The sequence below is a fragment of the Nocardioides sp. BGA-UO-ETr-FS32 genome, assembly GCF_059567905.1.
Map to the genome: position 1 here is coordinate 407,589 of NZ_JCAQOX010000017.1, position 18,743 is coordinate 426,331.

Annotated in this window: 14 protein-coding genes, 1 tRNA gene and 1 other RNA gene; 4 read left to right on the forward strand and 12 right to left on the reverse strand. The window is 72.3% G+C overall.

Annotated features, from left to right (window positions below):
- Window positions 1-19: 19 nt before the first annotated feature.
- Window positions 20-110, reverse strand: an RNA gene (ffs, locus tag AC57BS_RS22120) — signal recognition particle sRNA small type.
- Window positions 111-215: 105 nt separating this feature from the next.
- Here ffs and AC57BS_RS22125 point away from each other — a divergent pair.
- A tRNA-Ser gene (locus tag AC57BS_RS22125) sits at window positions 216-301 on the forward strand.
- Window positions 302-357: 56 nt separating this feature from the next.
- On the opposite strand, the gene tsaD is transcribed toward AC57BS_RS22125, so the two are convergent.
- From tsaD to AC57BS_RS22170, 9 genes are all read right to left on the reverse strand, one after another.
- The gene (gene tsaD / locus AC57BS_RS22130; protein ID WP_496413609.1) at window positions 358-1,380 is read right to left on the reverse strand and encodes a tRNA (adenosine(37)-N6)-threonylcarbamoyltransferase complex transferase subunit TsaD; all 1,023 of its coding nucleotides are present in this window, start codon (window positions 1,378-1,380) and stop codon (window positions 358-360) included.
- A gap of 4 nt (window positions 1,381-1,384) precedes the next feature.
- Window positions 1,385-2,686 carry a UDP-N-acetyl glucosamine 2-epimerase gene (locus AC57BS_RS22135; RefSeq protein ID WP_496413610.1) on the reverse strand — a complete coding sequence of 434 codons (1,302 nt, stop codon included), beginning with the start codon at window positions 2,684-2,686 and terminating at the stop codon, window positions 1,385-1,387.
- Window positions 2,687-2,738: 52 nt separating this feature from the next.
- Window positions 2,739-3,806, reverse strand: coding sequence for a sugar phosphate nucleotidyltransferase (locus AC57BS_RS22140; protein ID WP_496413611.1), 1,068 nt, complete (start codon window positions 3,804-3,806; stop codon window positions 2,739-2,741).
- A gap of 46 nt (window positions 3,807-3,852) precedes the next feature.
- Window positions 3,853-5,088: a S8 family serine peptidase gene (locus tag AC57BS_RS22145; RefSeq protein WP_496413612.1), complete on the reverse strand. Its 1,236-nt coding sequence runs from the start codon at window positions 5,086-5,088 to the stop codon at window positions 3,853-3,855.
- On the reverse strand, window positions 5,088-6,506 hold the full coding sequence (locus AC57BS_RS22150) for a type VII secretion protein EccB (RefSeq protein WP_496413613.1): 1,419 nt from the start codon (window positions 6,504-6,506) through the stop codon (window positions 5,088-5,090). Before AC57BS_RS22150 ends, AC57BS_RS22145 begins: the two co-directional genes overlap by 1 nt.
- A 16-nt stretch (window positions 6,507-6,522) precedes the next feature.
- On the reverse strand, window positions 6,523-7,905 hold the full coding sequence (gene eccD / locus AC57BS_RS22155) for a type VII secretion integral membrane protein EccD (protein ID WP_496413614.1): 1,383 nt from the start codon (window positions 7,903-7,905) through the stop codon (window positions 6,523-6,525).
- A gap of 151 nt (window positions 7,906-8,056) precedes the next feature.
- Window positions 8,057-8,347, reverse strand: a complete 291-nt coding sequence (locus AC57BS_RS22160; protein WP_129454119.1) for a WXG100 family type VII secretion target — start codon at window positions 8,345-8,347, stop codon at window positions 8,057-8,059.
- A 38-nt stretch (window positions 8,348-8,385) separates the two neighbouring features.
- Entirely contained in the window at window positions 8,386-8,697 is a 312-nt protein-coding gene (locus AC57BS_RS22165; RefSeq protein ID WP_129454118.1) for a WXG100 family type VII secretion target, read from the reverse strand.
- Window positions 8,698-8,844: 147 nt separating this feature from the next.
- Window positions 8,845-10,224, reverse strand: coding sequence for a hypothetical protein (locus tag AC57BS_RS22170; protein ID WP_496413615.1), 1,380 nt, complete (start codon window positions 10,222-10,224; stop codon window positions 8,845-8,847).
- A gap of 114 nt (window positions 10,225-10,338) precedes the next feature.
- Here AC57BS_RS22170 and eccCa point away from each other — a divergent pair, with 114 nt between their 5' ends.
- The gene (eccCa, locus tag AC57BS_RS22175) at window positions 10,339-14,334 is read left to right on the forward strand and encodes a type VII secretion protein EccCa (protein ID WP_496413616.1); all 3,996 of its coding nucleotides are present in this window, start codon (window positions 10,339-10,341) and stop codon (window positions 14,332-14,334) included.
- Between the two features lie 139 nt (window positions 14,335-14,473).
- Here eccCa and AC57BS_RS22180 read toward each other — a convergent pair whose 3' ends face one another.
- Complete coding sequence (locus tag AC57BS_RS22180; RefSeq protein WP_496413617.1) at window positions 14,474-16,084, reverse strand: helicase HerA-like domain-containing protein; 1,611 nt, start codon at window positions 16,082-16,084, stop codon at window positions 14,474-14,476.
- Between the two features lie 168 nt (window positions 16,085-16,252).
- Between AC57BS_RS22180 and AC57BS_RS22185 the strand changes: the two genes are divergently transcribed.
- Together AC57BS_RS22185 and AC57BS_RS22190 are read left to right on the forward strand one after the other, a co-directional pair.
- Window positions 16,253-16,549 (forward strand): type II toxin-antitoxin system VapB family antitoxin, encoded by a 297-nt coding sequence (locus AC57BS_RS22185; protein ID WP_496413618.1) that lies wholly within the window; start codon window positions 16,253-16,255, stop codon window positions 16,547-16,549.
- Complete coding sequence (locus AC57BS_RS22190) at window positions 16,549-17,052, forward strand: LytR C-terminal domain-containing protein (protein WP_496413619.1); 504 nt, start codon at window positions 16,549-16,551, stop codon at window positions 17,050-17,052. The genes AC57BS_RS22185 and AC57BS_RS22190 overlap by 1 nt, the downstream gene beginning before the upstream one ends.
- Before the next feature lie 7 nt (window positions 17,053-17,059).
- Here the strand turns inward: AC57BS_RS22190 and AC57BS_RS22195 are convergent, their stop codons facing one another.
- Entirely contained in the window at window positions 17,060-18,577 is a 1,518-nt protein-coding gene (locus AC57BS_RS22195; RefSeq protein ID WP_496413620.1) for a potassium/proton antiporter, read from the reverse strand.
- Window positions 18,578-18,743: the final 166 nt, after the last annotated feature.

Genomic DNA, 18,743 nt, shown 5'->3' on the forward strand with positions numbered 1-18,743 from the left:
GCGCAGGGTCCGGACATGAAAAGGCCCCCCACGCACCCGTCAGAGCTCACTGACCCTTGCTGCCTTCCGGCCCTGGGGGAGTTGGGCGAGGTGACGCCGCGTGGGGGGTTGCTGGGAGTCTAGGCGAGCCCGCGACGGCCGCCCAAACCCGGGGCAGGCCCAGAGGCCGGCACGCGATTTCACCGCCCGCCGGACCGACCGGTACTCTCCTCGGCGGAGGTATCGCCTAGTGGCCTATGGCGCTCGCTTGGAAAGCGGGTTGGGTTAATAGCCCTCGGGGGTTCGAATCCCCCTACCTCCGCCGCTGACGAAGGCCCCGCACCAACAGGTGCGGGGCCTTCGGCGTACGTACGGCGCTCAGACCAGCTGGGCGGTCTGCAGCTCGATCGTCGGGTGCACCGTCACGTCCAGGCTCGAGGGCTTCGCACCGTCGCGGACGAGCAGGTCGCCGATGGCGGCGATCATCGCGCCGTTGTCGGTGCACAAGCTGAGTCGCGGCACGCGCAGCTCGATGCCGGCCGCGTCGCAGCGCTCCTGCGCCAGCGAGCGCACCCGGCTGTTGGCCGCCACCCCGCCGACGATGACGAGCGTGTCGACGCCTTGGTCCTGGCAGGCCAGCAGGGCCTTGCGGGTCAGCACGTCGGCGACGGCCTCCTGGAAGCTCGCCGCCGTGTCGGCGACGTCGAGGTCCGGGGTGCGCTCGACGTAGCGCGCGACCGCGGTCTTGAGGCCGGAGAACGAGAACCCGAGCCGGGAGTCGTTGCGCCCGGTCAGCGGACGCGGGAAGCGTACGGCCGTCGGGTCGCCGCCCGCCGCGACCCGGTCGATCACCGGACCGCCCGGGTAGGGCAGTCCCAGCAGTCGCGCCACCTTGTCGAAGGCCTCCCCCGCGGCGTCGTCGAGGGTGTCGGACAGGTGCTCGATGGGCGTACGGGTCAGGTCGCGCACGTGCAGCAGCGAGGTGTGGCCGCCGGACACGATCAGGCCGACGCTGCGCGCGGGGAGCGGGCCGTGGTCGAGCGTGTCCGCGGCGGCGTGGCCGGCGAGGTGGTGGACGCCGTAGAGCGGGAGCCCCGTCGCGGCGGCGATCGCCTTGGCCGCGGCCACGCCGACGTGCAGCGCCGTGGCCAGCCCGGGGCCGGTGGTGACGGCGATGGCCCCGACGTCGTCGAGGGTCAGGCCGGCGTCGTCGAGCGCGGCCTGGATGGTGGGCACGATGGCGTAGACGTGGGCGCGGGCCGCGATCTCGGGCACCACGCCCCCGAAGCGCACGTGCTCCTCCATGCTCGAGGCCAGCGCCTGGCCGAGCAGGACGCCGTCACGGACCAGGCCGACGCCGGTCTCGTCGCACGACGTCTCGATTCCGAGGACGATGGTCATGGCGTCAGCGCAACCTCGCCTTGAGCCCGTAGCGCCACTCCTCGGAGATCAGCAGGCTGCCCTCGTCGAGGCGGCGCTCGACCGCGTCGACGAGCATGGCCGAGGCCTTCTCGGGATAGACGCGCTCCCACGACAGCTCCGCGCGGTGCTCGAAGACGTGGTGGATGACGCTGGTCATCAGGTCCTTGTCGACCGGCGGGGCGAGGAAGTTGCTGCCGGCGAGGAAGGTCTCCGACCGGTCGGAGCCGAAGCGCAGCGTCACGCACGGCACCTCCAGCACGTTGGCCTCCTCCACGATGCTGCCGGAGTCGGTCACGATCACCGCGCACATCGACATCGCGGCGACCACGTCGAGATAGCTGTCCCACACGGGCGTCGAGATCAGCGCGTCGCCGTACCTGGCCTCGAGGTCCTCGAGCCACTGCCGGCGCCCGAAGTTGTCGATGGCCGACTCGGTGCCGAGCAGGCGGATGAACAGCACGTGGTGGCCCTGCTCGAGCAGCGACTCCATCGCGTCCATGAGCAGGTTGAACCGCTCGCGGTTGGTCGTGTTCTCGCGGCGGTGCACGCAGAAGCGGAGGAAGGAGCCGTCGCCCATCTGCGGGAACTTCTCGAGCACCTGGTTCTTGTCGCTGCCGGCGATCGCCTGCTCGAGCGCGTCGACGACGGAGTTGCCGACGACGTCGATCGCCGCGGGGGCGAACCCCTCGTCGAGGAGGAACTCGCGGTTGAGCTCGACCGGCGCGGCGTGCAGGTCGGCCCCGGCGTCGGCGACGCGCGTGTTGAACTGCTCGGGGGACGGCTCGCGGCTGCCCTTCGACCAGCTGGCCCGGTCGATCGACTGGTCGCGGAACGAGGCCCAGTCGAGGTCGGCGCCCTGCTCGATCCACCCGCGCAGGACCTCGGGGCGCGGCGAGAGCGTACGCAGGCCGGCCTCGACGTGCACGAGCGCCTGGCGCTCGCCGAAGGTGGCCAGCGCACCGGCCATGGCAGTGGTGGTGTCGCCGTGGACGTAGGTGATGGGGAAGCCGCCCCGCTCGGCGAATCCGCGCAGGTACTGGGCGAGCTTGGCGGTGATGCCGGACACGAGGTCGTTCACCCCGCCGCGCACCTCGAGGTTGATGTCCTCCTGCACGCCGAACTCGTCGAGCATCGACTGCGACAGGTTGTGGTCGTAGTGCTGGCCGGTGTGGCACAGCACCACGTCGTGACCGCGCTCGCGCAGCTCGTGGTAGATCGGCGCCTGCTTGATGATGTCGGGCTTGGTGCCGACGACGACGATGTGCTGGCTGTTCTCGTGGGACATGGGTTCCTTCGACGGGAGGCCTGGGGAGGAGGCCGGGGAGGTGGTGCGTTGTTCAGAGGAGATCTTCGCGCGTGCTGGCCGCCAGGAGCGAACGGAGGCGGTCCAGGGTGCCGGTGTCCAGCGCCTTCTCCTTGTCCAGCACGTAGACCGCGTCCTCGTGCGTGACGATGATCAGGCCGCGCGCGCCGAGGGTGACCACCGGCCGCCCGTCCATGCTGGCGACGAGGGTGTCCTCGGCGTCGAGCTGGAGCGCCGGGCCGATGGAGGTCACCCGCTGGTCGTGCAGCACCCGCTCCAGCCGGGTCCAGGTGCCCACGTCGGTCCACCCGAGCTGCCGCGGCACGACCAGGCACTCCATCCCCGCCCACATCAGCGGGTAGATCTCGTGGCCGCCGATGGTGGCGCCCCGGTAGCCCTGGTCGGACGTGTGGCCGCGCGCGAAGCGCTCGATCGAGTCGAAGATCAGCGGCAGCGCCGTCCGGTAGGCGTCGCACGCCCGACCCACCCGTACGCCGTAGCAGGCGGTGTTCCAGTAGAGGGAGCCGGTGTCGCTGAGCTCCTCGACCGTCTCGAGGTCGGGCTTCTCGTGGAAGGACTCGATGACCTCCACGGCGCCGTCGCCGCCCTTGGTGTGGATGTAGCCCAGGCTCGGGTCGTAGCGGGTGGGCTCGGCGCCCAGGACGACCATCGACTCGGGCGACTCCTCGAGCTGGGCGAGCATGTCGCGGGAGGCGGCGTTGAACGCCTCCTCCTCGTTGATGAGGTGGTCGGACGGAGCGATCAGCGCGGGCACGTTGCCGTAGCGGTGCGACAGGGTCGCGATGCTGAGCGCGAACGCCGTCGCGGGACCGGCGGGGTCCTCCTCGAGGATCAGGTTGTCGGCGGGAACCGGACCGAGGTTGGCGCGCGCCGCGTCGGCGAAGCGGGCCCGGGTGGAGACGTGGATCCGGCTCGGGTCGACGATCTCGCTCAGCCGCTCGATCGTCCCGGTGAGGAGCGGCCGGTCGCGGACCACGGGCTGGAACTGCTTGGGCGCGCGGTCACGGCTGATCGGCCACAGCCGTGATCCCTGGCCACCGGCCAGGATGACGGCGATCGGCTCGTCCGGGGTGTCGGTCATGTCTCGATTCCACCACGCCGTGCCCACCGGCGTCGGGGCAACGGGCTCACGTACGCCGCAGCAGCGGGCGCAGCATCACGGCCAGCGCCAGCAGCGACCCGGCGACGAGCCCGGCCCACAGCAGGATCGCGCGGGGCGTGGTGAACAGGTCGACCTGCTCAGGGGCCGGCGGAGCCTGGGTGTCGGACCGGGTCTCCCGCACGGTGGCCTCGACCCGGCCCTGTCGACCGGGCTCGATCAGGCGGGTGAGCGCGTCGTGGGCCTGGACCACGCCCGCGCCGTTCCACGGGTTGACGACGACGTCCTCCCCCTTGCGTGGCACACCGGCCCCCTCGGTGGTCGCCTGGAGACGGGCGACGAGCTGGGCCGGGGTCTCGCGCGGGAAGCGCTGGCGCAGCAGCGCCACGATGCCGCTGACCTCGGCGGCGGCCCAGGAGGTGGCCACCTGCTCGACCACGCACACCTGCTCCGTGGCGTTGACGGAGATCGCGCCGAGCGTCGGCGCCGCGACGTCGGTGTCCGCGTTGGGCAGGACGTAGGTGCTGGGGTTCTCGTCGCCGGGCGGCGCCGCGCTGACGGCGAGCACGCCCGGGTAGTCGGCCGGGTAGACGTCGGCGTCGCTGTCGGGCGTGCCCTTGAACCCGGCGTCGTCGGTGTCGGTGTCGGCGTTGCCGGCGGCTGCCACGACCACGAGGTCCAGCGCGACCAGCCGGGCGACCGCGGCCTCGAGCCTCGGGTCCGACTGGGGCACCGCGAGGGAGATGTTGACGACGTCGAACTGCTGCTGGGGCTGGGCGTCGATGACGGCCTCGATCCCGGCGACGATGCCGGCGGACGTCACCGGCCGCTCGCCCTGGGCGGTGTCGGCGTCGTCGGCGTCGTAGACCTTGACGTCGAAGACCTCAGCATCGGGGGCGACGCCCCGCGGTCCGGCGATCAGACCGGCGACGATCGTGCCGTGCCCGGAGAGGAAGGCGTTGGCGACACCGGGGATCGCGACCCCTCCGACGCGGGCGAGGCCCTCCATCGGCACCACGCCACTGTCGATGACCGCGACCTTCACGCCGCGACCCGACGCGAGCTCCTGCGCCTGCTCGACGTGCATCCGGTCGAGGGCGAGGTTGTCCTCGGTGTGGGTGTCGGCGAGCCGCTCCGAGCCCGGGACCTCGCCGGGGAGGCACGGCGCGGGGTGGTCGGCCGTGGCCGGTCCGGCCCACACGGGGACCGCGGAGGCGGCCAGCACGCCGGCCGCGACCGTCGTACGCAGCAGCGAGCGAGCCATCAGCCGGCGTCCGCCGTCGAGTCCTCCGGCGGCGGCGCGTCCGCCGGCACGCGTCGCGCCGCGTTGGTGGACAGCGGCACTCCCTGCTCGAAGAACTCCAGCCACGAGCTCGGCACCAGCGGCGGCTCGACGTCGGCGTAGCCGATGTAGTCCGGCACCTCGGGACCGATCAGCTCGTACTTGGCACCCTTGGTGTCGATGACGAACGGCATGCCGGCGTCGGCCGCCACGCCCGATCCGGAGAGCACGTACGCCCCGGCGCTCGGCTCCACCTCGACGGCGTGACGTCCCTGCCGGACCTCGGCCGGGTCGGCCGCACCGGTGGGGTTGGTCGCCAGGCTGAAGGACGCGGTCGACCGGGCGTCGGGGTGCAGCTCGGCGCACAGCGCGCCGTTGGCGATCGCCTGCGGGACGCTGTCCGGCCACTCAGCGGGGGTCTTGGGGTCGGCGAACGACGCCGCGAGGTCCTCGGGGACCTCCCGGGCTGCCTCGCCGACCACGCCGTAGACCATCGCGTCGAAGTCGCTGAGCCGCTCCGGCTTCTCGTCGCCGAGCAGGTAGTGGGCACCGGTGTCGGAGAGCAGGAGGTCGCCGATGCGGAAGCGCGTGAGGTCGGTGCCCGTGCTGCCGTAGGGGACCCGTTCGCCGCGTCGGGTGACCCCGAAGGAGTCGCGCTCCAGCTCGTCGCCGAGCGGGAAGAGGTTGAGCCACGCCTCGTCGACCTCGGTCGCGGAGGCACCGAAGCCGAGCCGGTTGCCCAGCGTCGAGGCCTGTGTCTCGTCGGCCGGCATGGGGAAGCGGTAGGCGGTGCCCTGCTCGTTGCCGACGGCGGGCGCGGTGGCGATCAGCCACTGGGCGCCGTCGCTCTGGACGAGGAAGGCAGACTCGACCAGGTCCTCGACGGTCGGCGTCTGCTGGACGGCCAGCTTGATGCCGACGCCGGCGCCGGTGCACGCGGTCCAGCCGTCGTCGACCAGCTCGTCCGCGGCGGGCAGGCCGGCCGGCGCGGCGTCGATGCCGAGGTCCGGGCCGAGCTGCACGGTGCGGATGTACTTGTCGCGCACGGTGTAGGGGGTCAGCTCGTCCTCGCCGAGCAGGAGCTGGGCCGAGACGTAGTTGGGGACCCGCTGGAGCATCGGGTCGTCACCGGCGCGCAGCACGACGTACTGCTCGCCGGTGTCCTTGGAGATGACGAAGCTGCCCGTGTCGAGCCACTGCGCGGGCGGACGACCGAGCAGGAAGCCGGCGATCGCCGCTCCGGCCAGGAGCAGCACCGACAGGGCGACGCCGCCGATCAGCACCCGACCGGGCCGTACGGGCTCGACCTCGCGGCCGCCCGGGGCGCCCGAGACGAACGCGGTGACCAGGCGGCGGCGGCTGAAGGCGTGGGCCTCGACGAGGTCCTTCTTGGTCGCCATGTCTCCTCAGCCCGCCTCAGCCCGCCACCGCGGAGACGAAGCCGGCCGCCAGCACCATCAGCGGCAGCAGCGCGAGGAGCGTCACCGTCTCGACGATGTCGCCCATCCGGCCGCGGCGTACGGACGCGGACGCCGGCACGAGGGTCAGGGAGAGCAGCACGGCGCCGATGCCGGCCAGCCCGATCGCGGCACCCGCGCGCCAGCCGTCGTGGATGAGGAGCATCGAGAGGGCGACCGAGACCAGGCCGAGGATGCCCGAGACCAGGCCCGCGAGCACCTCGGCGCCGGTGCGGTACTGGCGGGTGCGGAACATGACGGCCAAGCAGCACACGGCGGCAAGGACCGTGCCGTAGACGCCGCGGCCGACAGCGAAGGGCGCGAACAGGACGAGGAGGGTGCCGACGGTGGCCGAGACCGCGAGCAGGATCTCGTGGCCCGTGCGGGCGTCGCCGGCCACCTCCTCGGGATCGATCTCGTCGGGGTCGGCGGTGATGTCGTGCAGCGAGTAGAGCTGGTCGACGTTGGTGCCGGTGACCCCGAGCGCGAGCCACGGGAAGATGCTGCCGGCCAGCACCACGAGGGTCAGGAGCACCGTGAAGACGGTGTCGGGCTCGAGCGACGCCACCCGGATCAGGACCGAGCTGGCGACCAGGACCGCGCCCACGACGATGGCGGGGATGACCAGCGGCCGGCCGTCCTGGAGGCCCACCACGGCGACCAGGCCGACCGCGAGGATGCCGATGCCGGCGAAGAGCAGCGGGTCGGTGAAGAACGCGTCGTCCAGCGGCCAGCTCCACTCCGGCAGCTCGCCCGGGGCCAGCAGCAGGCCCGCGACGCCGGCGTAGAGGGCGGCCAGCAGCGAGACGACCACGCCGGCCTCGGGCTCGCGCTGGGCGCGGGCGAGCACGATGCCACCGACGACCAGCAGCGCCGCGATCACGGAGGCGGCCACGCCGCCGAGCAGGCTCTCGCCCCGGAGCAGGAGGGCCAGGGCGCCGAGGCCCAGCAGGATGCTGCCGGCACCGAGCGCCGTACGCCGCCCGGCCGCGGCCTCCCACGGCTTGAGCTCGTTCTCGACGACGTCGGCCATCGCCTCGACCACGTCGTCGTAGACCCGGGGCGCCTTGTCGTCGACGCCGGCGGTGACGGTGAGCAGGCCGCCGTCCTCGATGCCCTGCATCGTCAGGCCCGCGTCGTTGGCCAGGATGCGGCCCTCCTGCGTCACCAGGCGGTAGCCGCCGTAGACGGTGGAGGCGTCGAGCAGTCCGACCGATCGGGCGAGCTCGGGGACGAGCTCGGCGACCGGGATCGAGCCCGGCAGCACCAGATCGACGCGGCGCGACCCCGAGGCGATGGTCACCCGGACCAGGCCCGAGGCGACCGAGGACCCCTGACTCATTGGTGTTTCCCCCTGTGTGTGGTGCACCTGCGCCCGCCCGAGGGGCCGGGGCACTGAACGGGGAGCAGCCTAGGCGAAAGCGGCTCCCGGGACGCCGCGAGGCCGATCATCCCCGGAGGGACGACCGGCCTCGAGCGATCGCGCGTGTGGCTCAGAAGCGGTTGGCACCGCGAGCGTCGGCGGCCTTGTACTCGGCGTTGGACGCGTCGACACCCTGGCTGGCCTGCTGGAGCAGGAGGGTCATCTCCTGCATGGCCTGGTCCCACTTGGCCTTGGCCTGGTCGTACGCCATCTTGGCGTTACCGTTCCAGTCCGACTTGAGGGGGTTGAGGTCGTTCTCGAGCTGGTCGAGGCGGGCCTCGATCTCCTTGGCGGCCTTCATCACGTCGGCGGCACCGGCGTCGAGGCTGCCGTGCTGGACCTTGATTCCGTCGAAAGTCATGTCTCGATCTCCTAGATCTCAGATGTCGGGTGCCGGCGTCAGCCGAGACGGCCCTGGAGGTTGGCGTGGGTGGCGGACTGGGCCTCGTCGGTCGAGACGTTGTCGCGCTCGGTCTCCTTCATCGAGGCCGCGAGCTGGTCGAGGGCCTTGAGGATGGTCTCCTGCTTCTGGTCCCAGGCGATCATCAGGTTGTTGAACGCGGTGGCACCCTGGCCGCCCCATCCACCCATCATCGTCTGGATGTTGCCGGAGAGGACGCCGCACTTGTTCTTGACGTCGCCGCGGGCCTGGTCGACGAAGTCGGCGCCCTTGGAGAGGGCCTTCTCTGTCTGGCCGTACATCTCGCTCATGGAAAGATCCTTCTCCCTCGGCGGCCGAACCGACCGAGATTCTCGTGTGTTGGTGATCCACTGGACTGGACTGTGGTCCGGTGCTCGGGGAGACGTCCCGGCCCCCCGCGCTGACGGGCATCTACCCGACGAAATCGGGGCTAAACATCACGACGTCATTTCCCACAGGCGGCGGAAGACGCCGGCCGCGACGACCGCGGCGGCGAAGGCGAAGCTGCCGCACAGCGACTCCGCGACCTCGGCCCGGCGCGACCACCACACCGAGCGCCAGCCACGGCCGGTCGCGACGGCCGCGACCAGCGCGATGACGCCCAGGGCGACGACGACGTAGAAGAAGGTGTCGACGTGCCCGGCGGCCGGCCCGGCGACGAGGTGGATCGCGAGCGCCGACAGTGCGCCGAGCCCGGCCAGCCGCAGCAGCGCGCGCGCCGCCGCGTGCCGGTAGGAGCGGGCCGCGAGCAGCAGCGAGCAGCCCGCGAAGAACACCAGGCAGCGGGCGCCGATGCGGTCGAGGTCGATGCTCGCGCTGTGCAGCAGGAGCGGGCTGGCGACGACCACGGTCACCAGGATCGCGGCGGCCGCGGCCGTGACGATGCGGGAGGCCCGGCGTACGAGGCGCTCCATCGCGGCGGCGGAGACGACGATGCGACCCCGCCGTCCCGAGCGCTGGCTGTCGCGGGCCGACCACGCCGTGACGGCGAGACGGTCGAGGTCGAGCAGCGCGTCGTCGGGCACGTCGACGGCGAGCGAGGGCGCGAAGCGCGCCGCCATCATCGAGCCGAGGACGAGCAGCGTCCAGGCGACGCGGGCGTCCCAGCCGAGCATGGCCGGCAGCGCGCAGCAGGCGAAGACGGTGAGGCCGCTGACGATCCACACCGTGCTGACCTCGTCGCCGGCCACGGCGAGGGCGCGACCGATGCCGGCGACCACGGCCGCGGACATGCCGGCCGCGCCGAGGATCGCGGGGAGCAGGTGGACGCCGGGCTCGTAGAGCGCGGCGAAGGCGGCGGCCGCGGCGAAGGCGGGCGCAGCGGCCGCGCGCTGGCGCGCGTGGCGACCGACGGGGAGCGCACCCACGAGGGCGCAGGCGAGCAGCAGACCGACCGCGACGGTGCGTACGGTCTCCTCGTCCGAGCGCGCGGCGTACCAGCCGGCGAGGGCGGCGACGAGGGCGGCGACCGTGGCGATCAACGACGCCAGCTCGGGGGACTCGGGCGCGTTCTTGGCGGCCTCGAGCAGCGTCACCCTGCGCGGACGGTGCACTCCGGTCGTCGCGACCAGCACGTCACCGGCCTGCACGCCAGCCTCCCCCAGCGGGACCGCGGCGTTGAGCCGCTCCCCGAGGGCGGTCTGCAGCAGCGGGATGCCGCTCACCTCCCCCGTCTCGGCGGCCTGCCTGGCGTACTCGCGCGCCACGTCGACCGGGGTCGCACCGGTGGGCACGACGAGGTCGAGCACCCCGGCAGGACCGTGGATGCTCAGTGGGATGGTCGCCCCAGCAGCGCTGGACATCGCGACGTCCGACACGGATTCCCCCTTCGCGTGCATCGGGCGGGCGCTTCTGCACGCACGATAGTCGCGGCGCCGCAGGAGCACACCTATCATCGTCGCGACTTGATCGGGTGAGGCGACGGGGGATGCGTGAGCACGACACTGCGGGGCGGACAGCGGCTCGACGAGCCGGAGATGCCGGGCGGCCAGATCGTCCTGCAGCCACCGCCGGAGCTCCAGGAGGGCGAGGGCGCCGGCGGCGTGCTGATGAACGCCATCCCGATGCTGGGCAGCCTCGGCTCGATCGTGCTCGTCGCGACGATGGGCGGCGCCAACCGCAGCCGCAGCTTCCTCGCGGCCGGCATGTTCCTCTTCGCCACGCTCGGCTTCATCATCGTGCAGATCGACCGCCAGCGTAAGCAGCGTGCGCAGCAGGTCACCGGCTCGCGGACCGAGTACCTCCGCTACCTCAGCAACATCCGCAAGGTCGCCCGTGAGGCCGCCGACCAGCAGCGTCGCGCGCTCAACTGGCACCATCCCGAGCCGTCCGCCCTGCCCTCGCTGGCCGAGGACCGTACGCGGCTGTGGGAGCACACCGCCTCGGACGACAACTTCCTGCACGTGCGCTACGGCCTGTGCTCGCAGCCCCTGTCGCTCGAGCTGGTACCGCCGGAGAGCGCGCCGGTCGACCAGGTCGACCCCGCCGCGGCGTCGGCCCTGCACCGGCTGCTGGTCGTGCACCGCCTGCAGCCCAACCTGCCGGCGTCGATCGACCTGCGCGCCTTCGACCGGATCGAGCTGTGCGGCGGCGCCGAGGAGGTCCGCTCGACGGCCCGCGCGATGATCTGCTCGGCGACGGCCTTCCAGAACCCCGACCAACTCATCGTCGCCGTGCTCAGCTCCGAGCAGAACCTGACCCACTGGGACTGGGTGAAGTGGCTCCCCCACGCCCAGAGCACCCAGGAGGTCGACGCCGTCGGCCCGATGCGGCTCGTGTCGACGTCGCTCGACGACCTCGGCAACCTGCTCCCGCCCGACCTCAGCGACCGGCCCCGCTTCGGCGCCGACGAGCGCGCGGCGACGCCGCACATCCTGCTGGTCATCGACGGGGGCCACCTGCCTCCCGGCAACCACATCGTCCCGCCCGACGGCCTCCATGGCGTGACGCTCCTCGACCTGCCGAGCCGCTGGGACGAGCTCGAGGACTCCACGCGCCTGCGCCTGGAGTTCGCCGACGCCCCCGACGAGCTCGGCAAGCGGCCGGTGCAGGCCCTGCGGCTGCGCGGCGAGCCGATCAAGGCGCTGGCCGACCAGTGCGACATCGCCACCGCCGAGGCCTTCGCCCGTCGCATCGCCCCGCTCAAGACCGCGAGCGCCGAGTCCGCGTCCGCCGGCGGCGCCGTCGACATCACCTCGACGACCCCCGACCACATGGACCTCCTCGGCCTCGGCGACATCTTCGCCTACGACCCAGCGGCCGCCTGGCGTCCCCGGCCGGCCCGCGACCGGCTGCGCGTACCGATCGGCATCGGCGACTCCGGAGGCCTGATCCACCTCGACATCAAGGAGTCCGCCCAGCAGGGCATGGGACCCCACGGCCTGGTGATCGGCGCGACCGGCTCCGGAAAGTCGGAGTTCCTCCGCACGCTGGTGCTGGGCCTGGTGATGACCCACTCGTCCGAGCAGCTCAACCTCGTGCTCGTCGACTTCAAGGGCGGCGCCACCTTCGCCGGCATGGCCGACATGCCGCACGTCTCCGCTGTCATCACCAACCTCGCCAACGAGCTCACCCTCGTCGACCGCATGCAGGACGCCCTGTCCGGTGAGATGACGCGCCGGCAGGAGCTGCTGCGCGACGCCGGCAACTACGCCTCGGTCCGCGACTACGAGAAGGCCCGCGCCAACGGCGAGCCGCTCGAGCCGATGCCGTCGCTGTTCATCGTCGTCGACGAGTTCTCCGAGATGCTGTCGGCCAAGCCGGAGTTCATCGACCTCTTCGTCGCCATCGGCCGCCTCGGCCGCTCGCTCGGCCTGCACCTGCTGCTCGCCTCGCAGCGCCTGGAGGAGGGTCGCCTGCGCGGCCTCGAGTCCCACCTGTCCTACCGCGTCGGCCTGCGCACCTTCTCCGCGGGCGAGTCCCGCGCGGTGCTCGGCGTCCCGGACGCCTACGAGCTCCCGGCCGTTCCTGGCCTCGGCTACCTCAAGCCCGACCAGTCCACGCTGCTGCGGTTCAAGGCGGCGTACGTCTCGGGACCGCCGTCGAGCCGCACCCGGGTCACCCGCGACGAGGGTGGCGCGATCCGCGGCATCCTGCCGTTCACCATCTCCGAGGTGCAGGCGCTCGAGACCGAGGAGGTCACCGAGGTCGCGACGCCGCAGCCGCAGCAGCAGGGCGAGCAGCCGTCGCTGCTCGACATCGCCGTCCAGCGGATGATCGGCAAGGGACCGGAGGCGCACCAGGTGTGGCTGCCGCCGCTCGACGTGCCTGACACCCTCGACGAGCTCATGCCCGACCTGGTCGAGAGCCCCGACCTCGGCCTGACCTCGCCGCAGTGGCGCAACGTGCCCGGCCTGGTCATCCCGCTCGGCACCGTCGACCGCCCGCGCGAGCAGCGCCGCGACACCATGACGCTCAACCTCACCGGCGCCGCCGGCCACGTCGCCGTCGTCGGCGGTCCGCGCTCGGGCAAGAGCACGCTCCTGCGCAGCATCGTCACGAGCATGGCGCTCGTGACGACCCCCCTGGAGTCGCAGTTCTTCGTCCTCGACTTCGGTGGCGGCACGTTCGCCCCGCTGACCCGGCTGCCGCACGTCTCCGGTGTCGCGACGCGCTCCGAGCCCGACGTGGTGCGCCGCGTGATGGCGGAGGTCGAGGGCATCGTCGACCGGCGCGAGGCCTACTTCCGCGAGAACGGCATCGACTCCATCGAGACCTACCGCTCGCGGCGTACGCAGGGGCGCGCCGACGACGGCTGGGGTGACGTCTTCCTCGTCATCGACGGCTGGAGCACGCTGCGTGCGGAGTTCGACGACCTCGAGATGGAGATCCAGCAGCTCGCCGCGCGCGGCCTCACCTTCGGCCTGCACATCGTCACCGCCTCCACCCGCTGGGCCGACTTCCGCGCCGCCATGCGCGACGTCTTCGGCTCCAAGCTCGAGCTGCGGCTCGGCGACCCGCTCGACTCCGAGGTCGACCGGAAGGTCGCCGCCCTCGTGCCGGTCGGCCGCCCGGGACGCGGCCTGGTGCCGTCGAAGCTGCACTTCCTCGGCGCGCTGCCGCGCATCGACGGCAACGGCGACCCCGACACCCTCGGCGACGGCGTCGACGACCTCATCGACCGGGTGGCGGCGGCGTGGAAGGGCCCGCAGGGCCCCAAGCTCCGCCTGCTGCCCGAGAAGGTCACCCTCGAGGCGGTCCGCGAGGACGCCGTGCGCCGGCAGGTGCCCGAGAAGCACATCCTGCTCGGCATCAACGAGAAGGAGCTCGCGCCCATCGGCCTCGACGTCGACGCCGAGCCGCACATGCTGATCTTCGGCGACGGCCAGTCGGGCAAGAGCGCCCTGCTGCGGACGTACGTCCACGAGATCATGCGCACGCGCACCCCCAAGGAGGCGCAGATCGTCCTCGTCGACTACCGCCGGTCGATGCTCGGCGAGGTGCCCGACGAGTACCTGCTCAACTACCTCACCTCCGCCACCCAGGCCACGCCGACGCTCAAGGACATCGCGAGCTATCTCGAGGGCCGCATCCCGGGTCCCGACGTGACGCCCGAGCAGCTGCGCAACCGGTCGTGGTGGACCGGGGCCGAGGTGTTCGTCGTGGTCGACGACTACGACCTGGTCGCCACGGCGCAGTCGTCCCCCGTCTCGTCGCTGCAGCCGCTGATGGCGCAGGCGCGCGACGTCGGCCTCCACGTCGTCGTGGCGCGGCGTACGGGTGGCGCGTCCCGCGCGCTCTACGAGCCCGTCATCCAGTCGCTGCGCGACCTCGCGATGCCCGGCGTGATGCTGTCCGGCCCCCGCGACGAGGGCGTCCTCATCGGCAACCTCCGCCCGCAGCCCGCACCCGAGGGTCGCGCGCGCGTCGTCACCCGCGACGGCGGCACCCAGACCGCGCAGCTGGCCTGGCTCGATCCGACGATGTGACCGCCCGCGGCGGCCCGGCCGGCGGGAGCGGGGCGTACGCGGGGCGTGGGGCTTCGCACCCGGGTTTCGTGCTTCCAGGTAGAGATCCGTACCTGTAAGCAGGGCGGTCACCGGATATCCGGGGACTCCAGCATCCCGCTCAGCGGCGGCCGCTCTTGAACATCCCCCGGGCGATCTCCCGGGCCGCGGTGCGCATGAAGTCCTTGAAGGCCGTCGACTTCACGACGGTCTCCATCATCGAGTCGGGTTCGGCCGCGGGCTTGCGCGTCGACTTCTCGGTGACGCGCGCGTTCTTCTGCTCGCGCGCCATCTCCTTGACGCGCGCGTCCTCGGCGGCCTTGCGCGCGCCCTCCTCGAGCTTCTTGGCGAGGAGCTCGCGGGCGGACTCGCGGTCGATGGCCTCGGCGTACTTCGCGGTGAGCGGGGACGCGGCGACGGCGGCCTCCATCGCGGAGGTCTCGGCGGGGTCCATCAGCGACTCGGGCGCCCGCAGCCGGGTCCACGCGACCGGCGTCGGGGCGCCGCGCTCGTTCATGACCGTGACGACGGCCTCGCCGATCCCCAGCGTGGTGATGACCTCCCCGAGGTCGTCGTACGCGCTCGTGGGGTAGGTGTTGACGGTCGCCCTCAGCGCCTTGGCGTCGTTGGGCGTGTGCGCGCGGAGCTGGTGCTGGATGCGCGAGCCGAGCTGCGCGAGCACGTCGTCGGGAACGTCGGTCGGCGACTGCGTCACGAAGAAGACGCCGACGCCCTTGGAGCGGATGAGGCGTACGGTCTGCGCGATCTGGTCGAGGAAGGCGTCGGAGGCGTCGTTGAACAGCAGGTGCGCCTCGTCGAAGAAGAAGACCAGCTTGGGCTTGTCGAGGTCGCCCTCCTCCGGCAGGTCGTGGAACAGGTCCGCGAGCAGCCACATGAGGAAGGTCGAGAAGAGCGCGGGCCGGTCCTGGAGGTTGGGGAGCTCGAGGAGGCTGACGATGCCGCGACCGTCCTCGGTGGTGCGCAGGAACTCCTTGGTCTCGAACTCGGGCTCGCCGAAGAACACGTCGGCTCCCTGCGCCTCGAACGCCACCAGCTCGCGCAGGATCACCCCGGCCGTCTGCGGCGAGAGCCCGCCGATCGTCTTGAGCTCGGCCTTCCCGGCCTCGTCGCCGGTGAGGTACTGCAGGACGGCGCGCAGGTCGGCGAGGTCGAGCAGCGGCAGGCCCTGCTTGTCGCAGTAGTAGAAGACCAGGCCCAGCGAGGACTCCTGGGTCTCGTTGAGGCCGAGCACCTTGGCCAGGAGCGTCGGGCCGAACGCGCTCATCGTGACCCGGACGGGCACGCCGATGCCCTGGCCGCCGATCGCGTAGAACTCCGTCGGGAAGCCGGTCGGCGTCCACTCCTGCCCGACGCTGGCCGTGCGCGCCGCCAGCTTGTCGCTGGGCTCGCCGGGGACGCTGATGCCGGACAGGTCGCCCTTGATGTCGGCGGCGAAGACGGGCACACCGTTGGCGCTCAGCTGCTCGGCGAGCAGCTGGAGGGTCTTGGTCTTGCCGGTGCCGGTGGCGCCCGCGACGAGGCCGTGGCGGTTGAGCATGCCGAGCGGGATCCGGATCCGTACGTCGCCGAGGTTCTCCGCGTCGAGCATCAGGCCGCCGAGCTCGAGGGCCGGGCCCTCGAAGCGGTAGCCCGCGGCGACGGCCTCCGAGATCGGGTCGGTGGGAGCGGCGGACTCGGCAGGCGTCGACTCGGCCTTCGGCGTCTCGGTCATGTCACGAGCCTAGCCGCGAGCGACGGAGTCGCGCGGGGCGTGGCGAGGGAGGTCGAGTAGCCCCGCGACCGAGGCACGAGGTCGCGACGGGCGTATCGAGACCCGCGACCTCACCAGCACGAGGAGCGTGGCGAGGGGTCTCGCGGATGCGTCGTTATGATCACCGGCGTGATCTTCAAGCGGGTGGGCGACGGCCGGCCCTACCCCGACCACGGGCTGGACTCGCGCGGCTGGGCGGACCTGCCCCCGCGCCAGGTGCGGCTCGACGAGCTGGTGACCACCAAGGACACCCTCAGGCTCGACACCCTGCTCGACGAGGACTCCACCTTCTACGGCGACCTGTTCGCCCACGTGGTGCAGTGGCGCGGCGACCTCTACCTCGAGGACGGCCTGCACCGCGCCCTGCGCGCCGCGCTCCAGCAGCGCAGCGTGCTGCACGCGCGCGTGCACCAGGCGGGCGAGTGATGAGCGGCGCCCTCAAGTCCGCCCTCACACTCGCGGTCCTCGCCGTGCTGGTGCTCGTCGCGGCCGTGTGGGGCTGGTCCGCGCTGACGGAGCCGTTCCCCGAGGACGAGCCCGTCGCGATCTGCGAGGACGAGACCGTCACGGCCGGCTCCGAGGTGCGCCGCGACCAGGTCGTGGTCAGCGTCTTCAACGGCAGTGGCCGCAGCGGCCTCGCCGGCGCCACGAGCGCCCAGCTCGGCGAGCGCGGCTTCGTCGCGGGCGACGTCGGCGACTCCCCCCTGCCCGCGGCCACCACCCAGATCTGGTCCGCCGACCCGACGAACCCCGCGGTCCTGCTCGTCAAGCGGCAGTTCAAGAGGGCCGAGGTCGTGCAGGGGGACGCCCTGGGCCCGGGCGTCGTCGTGGTGGTCGGCGAGAAGTTCCAGGCGCTGCGCAAGAAGCAGGTCGAGTCCGTCGTCGCCAAGGCCGACGCCACCTACTGCCGGGCCACCGGCTCGGAGTGACGCCCCGCTAGTCCTTGTCGCGGCGCGACGGGTCGCCGAGCCACAGCGCGAGGCGCCCGCTCTCCGACACCTGCCGCATCCGGGCCTCGGTGGCCTCCCGCAGCTTGCGGGGCGTGACCACCACGAGGTCGTCCCCGTGGCGCAGGACCGTACGCCGCTCCGGGACGAGCACCTCGCCGGAACGGATCACCAGCGAGACCGACGCCCCCTGGGGCAGCCGCAGCTCGCCGACCTCGACGCCGTGCATCTTCGACGTCGCCGCGATCGTGACCTGGAGGAGGTCGGCGGCGACCCTGTCGAGCGGCGCGGCCTCCACGTCGAGCCCCCGCGGCTCGGAGCGTCGCGCCACCCGCAGCCGCCTCGCGACCCACGGCAGCGTGGGGCCGGTGAGCAGGGTGTAGACGACGACCATCACGAAGACGATGTCGAAGAGGTCGTCGGCACCCTCCACCCCCTCCGACAGCGGGATCGTGGCCAGCACGATCGGCACCGCGCCGCGCAGGCCCGCCCACGAGATGAAGGCGAGGTCGCGCGGGCCCATCGGCTGCACGATGCTGCTGACCAGTACCGACAGGGGACGCGCGACGAGCGTGAGGACGAGGCCGGTCACGAGCGCCTGCACGACGGTGTCGAGGTCGATCCTGCTCGGCGACAGCAGGAGCCCCAGCATCACGAACAGCCCGATCTGCGCCAGCCATGCGATGCCCTCGGCGAACGAGCGCGTCGCGACCCGGTGCGGCAGCTCGCTGTTGCCGAGGATGAGCGCGGCGACGTAGATCGCGGCGAACCCGGAGGCGTGCAGGGCTGAGGAGGCGCCGTACGCGGTGAAGGCCAGGCACAGCACCGCGAGCGGGTAGAGGCCCGAGGACGGCAGCGCGACCCGGCGCATCACCCACGCGCCGGCGAAGCCGCACGCGGCGCCGACGAGGCCGCCGGCGAGGAGCTCGAAGACGATGATGCCGGCGGTCTCGAGCAGCCCCGACTCCCCCACCGCGCCGGTGGAGATGATGCCCACCAGGACGACCGTGGGGGCGTCGTTGAGCCCGGACTCCGCCTCGAGCGCGCCGGTGAGGCGTTTGGGCAGCGGCAGGGCCCGCAGCACCGAGAACACGGCCGCGGCGTCGGTCGGCGAGCAGATCGCGCCGAGCAGGACGGCCAGCTCCCACGGCAGTCCGAGCAGGTAGTGGGCGCCGACCGCGACCACGGCGACCGAGACCGCCACGCCCACGGTCGCCAGGGACGTGCCGAGCCGGACACTGGACCTCATCTGCCGCCAGTCCGTGGTGAGGCCACCCTCGGCGAGGATCATCGCGAGGGCGCCGAACCCAAGCGCGTGGGCGAGCTGGGCGTCGTCGAACTGGATCCCGAACGGGCCGCCCTCCCCGAGCAGCACCCCGATGAAGAGGTAGAACAGCAGCGACGGGAGCCCGACCCCTGCGGACACCCGTACGGCGAGGATCGCCGCCAGCGTCACGACCGCTCCGACCAGCACGAACACGTCGAGCTGGTGGACGTCGAACGTCATGCACACCTCGTGTCGCTCGCGGGTTCGGGACCGGTGTCGATCCTATCGGCCGCGAAGGGGTCGGACGGCGGCCTTCGTCGACGGTGGACGCCACGACCCCGGGCCGGTCGGGCGGCCGACTGGGGCACAATCAGGTCGCCGGAAGGACGTTTGGCGGGCCCGGTCA